Annotated in this window: 11 protein-coding genes; 2 read left to right on the forward strand and 9 right to left on the reverse strand. The window is 60.6% G+C overall.

Features of this window, described 5'->3' with window-relative positions; translation table 11 throughout:
- Positions 1 to 1593, forward strand: coding sequence for a Fic family protein (locus tag CCGE531_RS28160; protein WP_120670003.1), 1593 nt, complete (start codon positions 1 to 3; stop codon positions 1591 to 1593).
- Positions 1594 to 1781: 188 nt separating this feature from the next.
- Here CCGE531_RS28160 and CCGE531_RS28165 read toward each other — a convergent pair whose 3' ends face one another.
- Both CCGE531_RS28165 and CCGE531_RS28170 read right to left on the reverse strand, forming a co-directional pair.
- On the reverse strand, positions 1782 to 2468 hold the full coding sequence (locus CCGE531_RS28165) for a class GN sortase (protein WP_120670005.1): 687 nt from the start codon (positions 2466 to 2468) through the stop codon (positions 1782 to 1784).
- Complete coding sequence (locus CCGE531_RS28170; protein ID WP_120670600.1) at positions 2465 to 4723, reverse strand: marine proteobacterial sortase target protein; 2259 nt, start codon at positions 4721 to 4723, stop codon at positions 2465 to 2467. Before CCGE531_RS28170 ends, CCGE531_RS28165 begins: the two co-directional genes overlap by 4 nt.
- A gap of 169 nt (positions 4724 to 4892) precedes the next feature.
- Between CCGE531_RS28170 and CCGE531_RS28175 the strand changes: the two genes are divergently transcribed.
- The gene (locus CCGE531_RS28175; protein ID WP_120670007.1) at positions 4893 to 5654 is read left to right on the forward strand and encodes a helix-turn-helix transcriptional regulator; all 762 of its coding nucleotides are present in this window, start codon (positions 4893 to 4895) and stop codon (positions 5652 to 5654) included.
- Positions 5655 to 5675: 21 nt separating this feature from the next.
- Here the strand turns inward: CCGE531_RS28175 and CCGE531_RS28180 are convergent, their stop codons facing one another.
- The 7 genes from CCGE531_RS28180 to CCGE531_RS28210 all read right to left on the reverse strand — a co-directional run bounded on the left by CCGE531_RS28180 (position 5676) and on the right by CCGE531_RS28210 (position 12973).
- Entirely contained in the window at positions 5676 to 6425 is a 750-nt protein-coding gene (locus tag CCGE531_RS28180; RefSeq protein ID WP_120670009.1) for a 2OG-Fe(II) oxygenase, read from the reverse strand.
- 129 nt (positions 6426 to 6554) lie between these two features.
- Complete coding sequence (gene ugpC, locus CCGE531_RS28185) at positions 6555 to 7631, reverse strand: sn-glycerol-3-phosphate ABC transporter ATP-binding protein UgpC (RefSeq protein WP_120670010.1); 1077 nt, start codon at positions 7629 to 7631, stop codon at positions 6555 to 6557.
- Between the two features lie 53 nt (positions 7632 to 7684).
- Entirely contained in the window at positions 7685 to 8983 is a 1299-nt protein-coding gene (locus tag CCGE531_RS28190) for a D-tagatose-bisphosphate aldolase, class II, non-catalytic subunit (RefSeq protein ID WP_120670012.1), read from the reverse strand.
- A complete protein-coding gene (locus tag CCGE531_RS28195; RefSeq protein ID WP_120670014.1) occupies positions 8980 to 9933 on the reverse strand; it encodes an SIS domain-containing protein in 954 nt (317 codons plus the stop codon). The genes CCGE531_RS28190 and CCGE531_RS28195 overlap by 4 nt, the downstream gene beginning before the upstream one ends.
- Before the next feature lie 12 nt (positions 9934 to 9945).
- On the reverse strand, positions 9946 to 10803 hold the full coding sequence (locus CCGE531_RS28200) for a carbohydrate ABC transporter permease (protein ID WP_120670016.1): 858 nt from the start codon (positions 10801 to 10803) through the stop codon (positions 9946 to 9948).
- A complete protein-coding gene (locus CCGE531_RS28205) occupies positions 10803 to 11720 on the reverse strand; it encodes a sugar ABC transporter permease (protein WP_120670018.1) in 918 nt (305 codons plus the stop codon). Before CCGE531_RS28205 ends, CCGE531_RS28200 begins: the two co-directional genes overlap by 1 nt.
- Positions 11717 to 12973, reverse strand: a complete 1257-nt coding sequence (locus CCGE531_RS28210) for a sugar ABC transporter substrate-binding protein (RefSeq protein ID WP_120670020.1) — start codon at positions 12971 to 12973, stop codon at positions 11717 to 11719. Before CCGE531_RS28210 ends, CCGE531_RS28205 begins: the two co-directional genes overlap by 4 nt.
- Positions 12974 to 12984: the final 11 nt, after the last annotated feature.

The raw sequence follows: 12984 nt of genomic DNA on the forward strand, positions 1-12984 counted from the left end.
ATGACTGCCAATCCTGCAAATCCAGCGGTCTTCCAGGAGCGTATCGTGCCAACGGATACGGTTCCCGTTGGATTTGCCGCACTCGTCCAGAAATACGGGATCGCAGTCCCTGTTCGTCTCCCCTCGTGCGTCGCGAAGGGCTTCGTCTATGGCTCGCGGAGAGCACATGAGGATTGGACGATCTTCGATAAGCGCTTCGCTCCAGAGGACGGTCTGCTTGGACATCTGTCTTTCGCACTCAGGCACGAGACGATCGACCTGTTGGTCCTGAAAAAGCTGTTTCACATCGTCCCGGCAAGTGAGATCGCAGCGCTGATCGAAGCCGAGCCGACGAGCGGCGCGACGCGCCGGATCTGGTTCTTCTATGAATGGCTGACCGGTATACGCCTAGACGTTCCAGACGCTGATCGGGGGAACTATGTTGAAGCGCTTGACGCCGCGAGCTACTTTACATCGACCCCTGTGAATTCGCCCCGTCACCGTGTGCGAGACAATCTTCTCGGCACACCCACATTCTGCCCCGTTTTAAGGCGCACCGAATACCTCGTCGAAACCGTCACCCATCGCTGGGACGCCGAAGCCAAAGAGCTCATCGGAAAGATCGGAAAAGGGATCGTCGCCCGTGCGGCAAGCTTCCTCCTTCTGTCGGACAGCCAGGCATCCTATCAGATCGAAGGCGAGCGCCCGCCGCGAAGCCGCCTCGAGCGTTGGATGAGGGCCGTTGCCCAGGCTGGAAAGCGGCCGATCACCGTGGACGAACTCGTGCGCCTCCAGCACCTCGTCATCGAGGAGAACCGCTTCATCAAGCGCGGGCTGCGAGACGCCGGCGGCTTTATTGGCGATCGCGACTGGAACGACGATCCTCTCCCAGAATTCGTTTCAGCCCGGCACGAAGACATTGACGATCTTCTCGGAGGGATCATAGCCGGAGGAAGCAGGATGGCGGAGAGTGGGGTCGATGCCGTACTTCAAGCCTCAGTCATGGCCTTCGCCTTCGTGTTCGTCCATCCCCTCGAAGACGGAAACGGTCGCCTGCACAGATACCTCATACACCATGTTCTGTCCGAGCGCGGATATACACCTGCCGGCATGATCTTTCCTATTTCTTCCGTACTTCTTGAACGCCAGGAGGAGTATGGCGCGCGCCTGCGCGGCTATACTGGACCGTTACTACCCTTTATCGAATGGGTGCCGACAGCGGAGAAAAACGTGCGTGTAGTCAACGAAACCGCCGATCTCTACAGGTTCGGAGACTACACGGAGTTGACGGAATTTCTCTATGCTTGCGTCGTACAGACAATCAGGCACGACCTGCCAAATGAGATCGACCACCTCGCGCGCTTCGACAAGGCGAAGGGACGCATTCAGGATTTCCTTGAGATGCCGGACGCGATGACCTCCAGCCTCGTTAACTTCATCCGTCAGAACGATGGTACGCTTTCCAAGAAGCGGCGCGGCCGTGAGTTCGAAAAGATGACCGACGAGGAGATAAAGTCAGTGGAAGCGGTGGTTCGTGACGCCTTCGACATCGGTCTATCGAATGAGAATGGCGACCGGTCCGAAGCGCGGGGAGAGCGTGATTCTAAAAGGTGATACCGCCCTCGAAGATAAACAGGACCGTCATCCCTATCTCGGCCGGGATGACGCCCATTCCTTGTTGAAGAGATCTCTAGCAGCTTGCAAGCGCGAGCGGCTATCAGCAGGATCACCTTCACCCCCTGGCGTAGCGCGTTGAGGTCGCTGACGACGAAGTTCGCATCATTGGATCGAAATCGGAACTGCTACGCACGCTCGTTGCCGCTCCTAGCAGGAAATCGGCGGCGTTCGGCGTTAGTGGTTCTGTTCTGAAATGGCGCGGCACTCTCTTCAAGGTCGGCATAGACCAGGTAGCGAAGCGGACCGGATGTCACCGCGTCGAAGGGAAAGCATGTCGCCAGGACAAGGTGGACACCGCGCGCATCGGGGTCGATCTCGGCCTCATCCCAGCGGGCGACGGCCATATGCGTCACGCGGAAGGTGAAAATCCGGCCATCGCGGCGCGTGATCCTGATTTGGTCGTTCTCCTTGATATTTCGTAGGAAAGTGAAGTGCGTATCCCGATGTGCGGCGTAAACCGCCGTACCCTCTTCGCCCGCCTCCGGCGTGTTGTCGAGGTGTCCGGGACCGAAGGCCAGTGCTTGGCCGCTTGCGCCATTGAGGGCGATGGCGGAAACGCCGAGACGTGGAACCTCTATGCGCGCCACCGGCCAGGTGTCGGCCCAGCTCCAGGGTTTGACCGGCAAGCCGGATGTCACGCTCTCGGCAAAGGCGCGCTCCAGCAGAACCTGCGCCAGGGCTGCTTTCGCGTAGATCCATCCCCCCTGAGCGGTGAGGAAGAGGCCTGTGGCTATCAAAATGCCGGCGGCCAGGAAGAGAAGGGAGCGCGCGGGCGCGCTCCCGATTGATTGGATCCGAGCGGTGGCGATCATGCCTTGCTCCTTCTCGATACGAAGACCAGCAGCGACGTTCCAAACAACAGGGCAAGCAACCCCTGAAGGATGAGAAGCATTGCGGGCGTTGCCGTCTGCGGCAGGGGCGGGCTTGCGGAAGGCGGTGCCGAGATCTCCTGAACATCTGCGGCAGTTTCGACGCCTTGCGACTTGTTGCTCGCCTGGTGATGCCCAGTGTCTGCCTTCGCTTCCCGCGTCGTATCGATGCCGAGGAGCTTGTCGTAATCCCAGCCGGCCGGCAGCTGGAGCGGAATGTCAGCTTCGGTCAGCGGCGTGTTTGCCGGGCGCAGTCGCTTGGTATCGACCGCGACAAGGCTGGTCAGGCGCGTGACCAGATGATGCTCCAGCGCCAGTTGCAGGATGCGTTTGTCCGCTTCCGGCTGCGTGATCTTGCCAAGCGTGAGATTGACCTCGGCATCGTCGATCTGGCGGCGTGCCCAGATCTTGGAGATGCCCTTGGCGTCGCTTGCCTGATCGAGCGGCAAGGAGATCGTCCACGGGCGGTCGCCGACCATGCCGCTGACGGTTAGGGTACCGGCAGCTTTCGCCGTGCGCGCGGCCAGGACCAGCGGTTCGCCATGATAGATATCGGGCAGGAGGTTGGGCGAGATGTTGACGTTCTTTTCCGAAAAGACCGCCGCGACGTCGGTGACGGCAGGGTTCTCCAGCTTGTCGAAGAGGGCGCGCATGCGTTCGTTCACCTCCGCAACCGACCCGATATGGGTGAAGCTGCCGCGACCGAGTTCGGCGGCACGGCTCATCAAGTAGGTGTTCGGCGCAGACCCGATGCCGACCATGAAGATGCGCGAGCGTCCACGCGACTTTGCGATCGCATCGAGAAGCTGCTGCTCATTGTTGACTTCGCCGTCGGTGAGGAAGACGACCTGACGCAACCCGTTGGCCTGATGGCTGTCATCGAGCGCTGCATGGAGCGGCGGCAGCATTTCGGTGCCTCCGGCAGCGTCCAGGCCGCTGACGAAACGCCGGGCTGAGGCAATGTTATCGGCCGTTGCCATGACCGAATCCGGGAAGAACTTGGTCATCGTGTTGTCGAAGCGAATGACGTTGAAGCGGTCGTTCGGCTCGAGCCGGGACAGGGCATAGTCGAGGCTTGCCCTTGCCTGCTCAATCGACGTGCCGCCCATGGAGCCGGAATTGTCGATAACGAAGACCACCTCGCGGCCGGCCTTTTGCGGTGTCGTCACAGCCGGCGGCGTTACATAGGCAAGCACGTAGTCATCCTTGCCGACATGCTCGCGGAAGAGGCCGACGCTCGGCATATTGCTTGCGACCGCGCTCCATTCGAGCACGAAGTCGCGGTCGGCGGTCGCATCGCCGTCCAGTACGATCTGCCGCGCGCTATCGTTCAGCCAGTCGATCTTGACCGTATGATAGAGGCTTTTGACATCGTCGAGCGGGAAGCCGGCATTGAGATTGACATTCAGCGTCACGGCATTGGTGCGGTTGCTGTCGGGTGCCAACAGGGGCGCGGAGACGGGCTTGTCGCCGGTCTTGCGCGATGGGTTTTGCTTGGTTTGCCCCCAGCCGGCTTTCAGGTCGGCCTGTTGCGTGATGGCCGTTGCATCCTGCGGCGTGTAGCGGGGAGCGACGACCAGGGGAACTCGCAAGGAGAAGCGGCCGTCGGCCAGGTGTACAGCCTGCTGATATTCGATCTGGACGACGATCTTTTCATGCGGGCCTATATTCGCGACGGCATTGGTGAAGACATTCGGCCGCTGCTGCTCGACCAGGGTCGCCTTCTTTCCCTCTCTACGCGCCTTTTCGTAGATCGCACGGGCAGCCTGCTTTTCTTTGACGTCGGCGACCACAACACGGTTGCCGACGATCATTTTCAGCGAATAGACGGCGCTATCCTCCGGAAGAGGGAATACGTAGAGGGCCTCGACCCATTTATCGGTCGAATTTTCGAAGGCCTGGGTCAGCACCGCACGTGCGGTCGGACCGTTGACGTCGAGGTCGACATCGGTCGCAAGGCGAGGCGCTTCGATATATTTCCCGTCTTGCATGGTCTGGAGGAGAAGGCTGCCCGCGCCCATTTCGTTCGGCGTGACGAAGGCTGCGGGTTGCGCGTGCGACTCCAGGGGATGCAGCAGTGCAAAGATGACGGCGAGCACCGGCAGCAGGATGGCATTGCTGAACCATAGCAACAGGCCGACCCTTGTAAGGACGGCGTGCCGATTTCGGCTGTGTGAAAGGCTTGGCGAGGCTGACATGACAGGCTCCTTGTTCGCTGTGGAATGACTGAAGCCATTGTGAACAAAGGCTATTTTCTCGCCAGCGTAAGCTTTGCCCTGTTTCGTCCGCATCTTGCCGCAAACGGTCTTGCCGGTGGCGGCCATGTGTGGAATTGTGAAGAAAATTACGCAATCAGGAAACGAGTGAATGGTCCAGGGCGACCCGTATCTATCCGATCATCAGAACAGTGCAGTGGCGGAGCGGGTGAGGGAGGAAATTGCCCGGCGTCGCATTTCCCGGCAGCGACTTGCCAATGATGCGCGCATCAGTCTTTCGACACTGGAAAAGGCTCTTTCCGGACATCGGCCCTTCACGCTTGCGACACTTATCCGCCTGGAACAGGCGATGGGTGTCGTCCTGCGCGATGGGGGCGGAGCGCAGTCAACTGTTATCAACGACAAACCCGGTCATGCTCCCGAGGAGCTCGGCGCCTATTCCCGTGCTTCGGTTTCGTGGCTCGAGGGCATCTACCTGACGCTGCGTCCGTCCTTTGGCGATCCGAACGCGATTTTCGCCTATTGCACCGAGATCGCCTGGGACGGTGAGCGCACCTGCCTGAGCTTCAGGGAGCGCGAGCGCAGCGACGCCTCGTTTTCGCAGCAGGGCTCGGTCTCCGTTCCGCATCTGTCAGGGCATATCTACCTCGTGACGAATTCGTCCGGGCAATACCGCATGGCGATACTGTCGAGACCCAGCATTACCGGCGAGATGTTTGGCCTGCTGACGACCTTGCGCGCCGGTCAGGGCTCGCATCTGACGCCCGTCTCGACACCGCTCGCCCTGCTGCCGATCGCCGCCTTCGCACAACCATCCTTGGGGCGCGTTTCGGCGGGGGATCAAAATCACGAGGCCTATTCCGCTGTAATGCGCAGAATTACCGGCGAGAGCTACGCCGGATTCGTGGGTTGAGAGCTGCTGCCGGTATAGCCGTCATCGGGCATCGTGAAAGATGATGCCGACGGTGTGACGCATGCCTGAGCGAACCCGGCTGACGCCGTGGCGCAGATTGACGCGGTAGTTCCCCTTGGTTCCCTGCACGGGACGATTATGAACCGCGAAGGCGACGGCATCGCCTTGGCGAAGCGGGACGACCTCCACACGGCTTTGCATGCGCGGCCGCTGCTCGGTCAAAACGAACTCGCCTCCGGTAAAGTCTCGGCCCGGCTCGGAAAGCAGGATTGCGACCTGGATCGGAAAGGCAAGCTCGCCGTAGAGATCCTGGTGCAGACAATTAAAGTCTCCGGGCACATATTGCAGCAATAGCGGCGTCGGGCGTGTCTGACCAGCCTCATGGCATTGTTTCAGGAAGGACGCATGTTCATCCGGATAGCGTTCATCGATGCCCATGCGCCCGTTCCATCCGTTCGCGATCCCGGCCAGATGGGGATAAAGCGCGGTGCGCAATCCGCTGAGAAGTCCGGGCAACGGATAGTTGAAGTAACGGTATTCGCCTTTCCCGAAGCCGTGACGCGCCATGATGACATGGCTGCGGAAGTGACGTTCCTGCGAGTAAAGCCTGGAGATCGCGGTGCATTCCTCGGGCGCAAGCAGCTGTGGGAGGACGGCGCAGCCGAAGCCGTCGAGCTCTCCCGTAAGCGACTTCCAATCATAGGCGTCGACCCGCGCCTCGACCGGGTTTTCCATGGAGGCCGGTGCAAAAATGGATGTCGATGTGTTCATGTCAGGTCCTCGGTCTGGGCGGCTTTGGGAGCTCCGATGCCCCCGGCGCCGCAAGAGCTCGAATCCTAACTTCCAAACCGGAACGGCGGCCACCCGATTTCCGATGAGCCGCTCAGATGAATGAGACGCTCAATCTCCGTCGTACCCGATCCGCCGACCTGTCGCGCCGTCGAAAAGGTGAAGCTTGCCGAGATCGGGCTTCACGGAAATGACGTCGCCGGCGCGCGATCCAATACGCTCGCGCAAGGCTATTACCAGATTGTCCGCTCCGATGTTGGAGACGATGAGCGTTTCGGCACCGGTGGGCTCGATGACCACGACTTCGGCATCGATACCGCCTTCGCCGATCGAGATGTTCTCCGGCCGAATGCCATAGACGACCTCGGCCCCTCGCGTGAGATCGAGCTTTGGCGGCAACGGCAGGCGTTCGCCGCCGTCTGCGATGAACTCCAATGGTCCGTCGGTGCTGACCTTGCCGCGGATGAGATTCATGCCCGGAGAGCCGATAAAGCCTGCGACGAAGAGGTTGGCCGGCCGGTCGTAAAGCTCGAGAGGCGAGCCGATCTGCTCGACGTAACCGTCGCGCATGACCACGATCCGGTCCGCCATCGTCATGGCCTCGATCTGGTCGTGGGTGACGTAGATGGTCGTCGTGCGCAGGCGCTGGTGCAACTGCTTGATTTCGGAGCGCATCTGCACGCGCAGCTTGGCATCGAGGTTGGATAGCGGCTCGTCGAAGAGAAACACTTGCGGCTGACGCACGATCGCGCGCCCCATGGCAACACGCTGGCGCTGGCCGCCGGACAGGTTGCGTGGATAGCGGTCGAGCAGGTTTTCGAGCCCTAGAATCTGCGCCGCGTCGCGCACACGCCGCTGGGTCTCCTCCTTCGGCGCCTTCGCCAGCCGGAGCGAAAAGCCCATATTCGCCTCGACGGTCATATGCGGATAGAGGGCGTAGGATTGAAACACCATGGCGATGTCGCGGCTTTTGGGCTCGACATCGTTGACCACCTTGCCGCCGATGGCAACATCGCCGCCGCTGATCTCCTCAAGCCCGGCGATCATGCGAAGAAGGGTCGATTTTCCGCAGCCCGAAGGGCCGACGAGAATGACGAATTCGCCGTCCTCTATATCGATATCCACCCCATGCAGAACTTCGAAGTGACCGTAGCTCTTGCGGACGTTCGTCACGCTGACCGATGCCATAATGATCTCCAATTAGAAGTGCGTGTTGTTTGGTCGCCCGCGACCCTGCTGGCCTACGCGGTCGTTGCGGCGGAGTAGGGTGCCAGGGCCGCATCGATCGCCGCAATGCAGAGGTCGCGCGCACGAGGCGGAACCTTCTTGGCGACCACTGCCGGATAGACCCGGCCGAGATACTGGCTGATGAGCGTTTCCGGAATATCGCCCTCGAAGTGCGCAAGCAGGGTCTCGACAGCTGCCGCCGCCCGCTCGTCCGGCCAATAGTAACGAATGCGGTCGCTATAGCTGAAGTGGCGCTGCAAGCGCTGTTCTTCGATTGAGCCGCCATAATGCGAATTCCAGTGAGCCGGATTTTCGAGCATGACGGCTTCCATGGTCGCATAGATCGTATCAGGCAAAATCCCTCCGGCGAGAACCGACGCAATGGCGTCGAGGCCATAGAGCGCTTCTCGCAAGGCGAAGGTCAGACCCGGGCCGACCTTGAGGATTGCGAATCCACCATCCACGAGGGCGGCAAGCGCCTCCGCAGGCTGATAATCCGTGGAGTGAGCCTCGAAAAGCAGGCCGGGCATTTGCTCCAGCGCGCCGATCAGAGAGGACGCCCGATCAGGTTTGTAGATGGCGACGTTGGCATTGCCGAACTCGACACCGGGCTGCACGACGATTGCGATCACTTGATCCAGAGCCGCCTCGATACCGGCCTTGGCGAAGGCTGCGCGATGCACAGCTAGCGTGTTCCTCGCCGCATCTGGTCGCGTGATCTCAAGCCGGTCAAGGGCATGCGTGGCGCCGCCTGGCGGCGGTACTTCGGTGCCAATGATGTAGACGGGCGGTCGGCGGCTGGAGCGAAGAGCGGTCTCTTCCGCCACCCGAGCCAGCCTTGCTGCGCGCTCCGCCGTCAGCTCGTCCGCCAAGGCGACGGGCTCGCCGGCGCAGCCCATCGATGTATCGAGATGGATCTTTTCGAAACCCGCCTCGATATAGGCTGTTATCATCGCCTCGGCCTTCGCCATTGCTTCCTCTGCGGGCAGCTTCCTCCACGGGTTCGGCCCGAGATGATCGCCTCCGAGGATGAGGCGATCGATGGGAAAGCCGACCGCTGCGGCTATGTCTTCGACGAAACGGCGAAAATCCCCTGGCGTCATCCCGGTGTAGCCGCCGTCCTGATTGACCTGGTTGCAGGTCGCCTCGATAAGCGCGACCGCCTCGTCGGAGGCAGCGCGCCTGAACGCCGCCTCGATAACAAGCGGATGCGCGGAGCAGACCGAGGTGATCCCGCGCGGTAATGTCTTGGCGCGATCGCCAAGGAGCTGCTTTAGCGCAGTATGGCGATTGTGTTCGATGGACGCGGTCATCCGAGCATCACGACCTTGGTCAGATGACGGGGCGATACCGTATCGACACCCTTCGACTGCGCTGCCCGTTCGCCGAGGACCTGCAGAGCCGGCAGCACGCAGAGGCCTGCGAGTACCGGATCGCAATCGACAGTCAGTTCCAGATCGCCTGGGCCGCCAAAGCCAATAATGGTCGCCCCTTTTTCCCTCAGCTCCTCGACCAGAAGCGCTTCCGCCGCCTTCTGGTCGGCACTGTAGAGCATGACGATCGCTGTCTTTTCATCGACGAGGCTGATCGGTCCATGGCGGTATTCCAGCGGATGAAAGCCCTGCGTGACGATCTGGCTCATTTCCATCAGCTTCAGCGCGCCTTCCAGAGCGATGCCGTAGAGCGACCCGCTGCCGAGGAAAACGAAATGCGAGCGACCTTCGATGATGCCGGGGAGGGCTTTATCGAGCTGATCGGCCAGGCTACGCGCAGACTGGACGATCGACGGCGGGATCTGCATTCCGACCATCTGCATGCCCAGAAGCAGCATCAGGCTCGCCGAAACCGTCATGACGATGCCCTCATCGCCATGGGTCTGAGCTTCGATCAGCCGGTCGCAGTTTTTGGCAAGCGAGCTTTCGGGCTCGACCGTGATGGCGGTGACGAAAACGCCGGCTTTGCGGCTTGTCCTGGCGGCGGCAACGGTTTCCGTCGTTTCGCCGCTGCGGGAAAGGGCAACCAGATGGACCTTCTGCCAGCGCGGCCAGAAGATGGCCGGCCGGTTCAGCCATTCCGCACCTGGCACCGCAATCGCCGGATAGCCGGCGAGATTGGCATGTGCCGCAAGCGACAAGGCAAGATTGAAGGATGTGCCACAGCCGAGAAAAACCGTCAGTTCGGCATCATGCGGGGCGGAGACCAGGCCGATCGCCTTCTCCCAATAGGAGAATTGCTCGAAAATCACCTTTTCCGTCGTATTCATGCTAGCTCCGATTTACTTGACCGATCCGGCCAGCAGACCGCTGACGAGGTATCGATTGAGAAAGATGACGACCAGGGCGGGGATGATGATGGCAATCGATCCGCTTGCCGTGATCAGCCCGTAGTCGATGAAGTTCTTGGTGACGAATTCGGGGATCAGCACCGTCAAAGGCTTCGTCGCCTGCGGCGAGAAGATGAGCGGGACGAGATACTGCCCCCATGCGCCAAGAAAGGTCAGAATTGCCGCTGCCGTCAGGCCCGGGCCGGCGAGCGGCAAGACGATGTTGAAGAAGATGTAGAGCCTGCCTGCTCCGTCGAGCTGTGCCGCCTCTTCAAGTGCGATCGGCAGGGCCTCGAAGACGCTCCGCAACAGCCACAGGGAGAGAGGCAGGTAGGCCGACACGTAGATCAGCGCAACGCCGACATAGGTGTCGACCAGATGCAGGCTGATCATGATCCGGTAAAGCGGGATCAGCACCGCATAACCCGGAATTGCAAGCGTTGCGACAACAGCTGCAAACAGAAAGCCCCGCCCAGGAAACCGGATGCGCGTGAAGGCGTAGGCCCCGAGCGCGGAGATCGCAACGCAAAGAAGCGTTGCAGCCACCGAAGTCACGATGCTGTTGATCAGCGCGGCACGGAACTGCGACCAGACCTGCACTCCGCCAATTCTCGCGATATCGATGCCGAACAGGCGCGAGAAATGATCCAGCGTAAAGTGCTGCGGGAAGAAATGGATCGGGCGTGCCGAGAAATCCTCGGTCGGTGTGACCGAGCTTGCGAGCGTCCAATAAATCGGTCCGAGCGACCAGATCAGCAGGACCGCGACGCCGGCCCAGATCAGCAAACGATATGAGAGGCTCTGTTTCATCAGTCAAACCGGGTGTTGCGATAGACGCGCAGGACATAGACGAGCGAAACCAGCAGCGAGACCAGCGTGATCACGAGCGATAGCGCCATGCCGTAGGAAAAACGCAGGTTCTGGAACGTCTCGAGATAGATCTGGACGAGAACGGGTCTGGTCTCGAGGCTGGAGCCCGCCAAGACCCAGGCCTCGTCGAAGAGGTTGAACGCATTGACGGTCGCATTGGTCATGGCAACGGCAATGGCGCTGCGCACCAGCGGCAGCGTGACCAGGGCGAACATCTGCGTGCGCGTGGCACCGTCGATGCGCGCCGCCTCGTAAAGATGCGCCGGAATGCTTTGCATGGCAGCCAGAACGATGACGACCGTCAAAGGCATCATGCGCCAGACGTGAACCACGGTCACCGCGATGATCGCGCTGGTGCGATCGTTGAACCAGACGTGATTTTCAAAGGGCAGGCCCATGGCTGATAGAATGCCATTCAACAACCCGGCACCGGGCTGATAGATCCAGAGCCATATCACCGCATTGACGACGCCTGGCAGCGCCCAGGGCAGGACGACGGCGGCAAGCAGCCATTGCCGGCCGACCTTGACCTGATTGATGAGGGCGGCTGCAAGCACGCCGAAGACCGTTTCGGCCACAACCGCGAGCACAACGTAGAGAAGCGTGTTGACCCAGGTCGTGCCCAACTGCGCGTCGGAGAACATGCGGGTATAGTTCTCGAGGCCGACGAAGGGTGTCCCGGCCTGCATTGGATTGATCCTGTGCAGGCTGTCCCAGACGGTTCTTCCGATCGGGAAGAAGACCAGGGCCGCCATCGTGATCAGGATCGGTGAAACAAGCAGGATCCCGAGCGTAGTGTCGGCGTTGGCGCCGGCACTACGCTTGCTCCTGCCACCGGCAGAGATCGCGATTGTCATTGCGCCGATGCCTGCTTTGCCGCTTCCGCAATGTTCTGCATGGCCAGATCGACGGTGACCTGGCCCTTCGCGGCGCTACTGATCGCCGTATTCACCGCGCTCGAAAACTCCGGATACCACGGGGGTGTCCCCTGCTGGAACAGCGGTTCGACGGTCTTCGACTGCGCCACCAGCGCATCGCCGCTCTGCAGCTGGCCGGCGGCATTGAGCTCGGACAGCGCCGAAGTGCGGGTCGGCAATGCGCCATTGGCCGCGTTCTTCTTCTGGAACTCTTTGCCGGTGAACCATTTGACAAAGGCGATGGCGGCTTCCCTATTCTGCGAAACGCGGGGGATGGCGAGCGCTTCCGGGAGGCCGAAACTGCGGGTTTCGCCGCTTGCCGTCGGCACCAGGATTGCCTCGACCTGACCGGCCACTTTCGACTGCTTGGGATCGTTCATTTGACCGATCCTGCCCGGCTCGCCCGAAATCATGATACTGGTGACGCCCTGGGCGAACATGCTTTCATTGATCTGGCTGTCCTTGAGGCCGGTGGAGGCGGGGTCGACCAGCCCCTCCTTCAGCAGCATCAATTCGAAGGCTAGAGCCTTGTAGCCGGCGGAATCCTTCGAAACGAATAGCGGTTTGAAATCCCTGTCGAACAGCTCGCCGCCGAAGGCTTTCGTCAGCAGATACCAGCTGGTCGACGCACCTTCGGTCGCCGAAAGCGGCAGGCCGATCGGATAGGTCGCGATCTTCTTCTCCTTGATCTGCTTGGCCGCCGCAACAAGCTCGTCAAGCGTCGTCGGCATCTTGGTAAGGCCGGCGTCAGCAAAGTGCTTCTTGTTGACCAGCATGACGCGGAAATCATTCGTGTAGGGCACGCCGAGCAGATTGCCGTTGACCGTGAAGATCTTGGAAACACCGATATCCTTGACCGCATCCGCATCGATGACGTCGTTGAGCGGCAGATACCAATCGGCGGCACTGAACTGGCCGGTCCACGACCAGTCGAATTCGGTGACATCAGCCGGCGCGGTGCCGGCAATCAGCGAAGTGACGAGTTTAGGGCGGATATCGTCCCAGGATAGGGTCTGCATATTGACATGGATGCCGGTCTCGGCCTCGAAATCGCCCGGGATATTTGGTGCTTGAGGCGAGGGCATCAATACCGTGATCGATTGGCCGGCCAGCGGTTTCGCATTCTGAGCGAGAGCCGGAACGGCGGCAACGAGCGCCGCCAAAGCGACGAATGGCAGAGTATATTTACGCATGTTCCCTTTTT

Origin of the sequence: Rhizobium sp. CCGE531 (assembly GCF_003627795.1) — a bacterium.
Classification (GTDB): domain Bacteria; phylum Pseudomonadota; class Alphaproteobacteria; order Rhizobiales; family Rhizobiaceae; genus Rhizobium.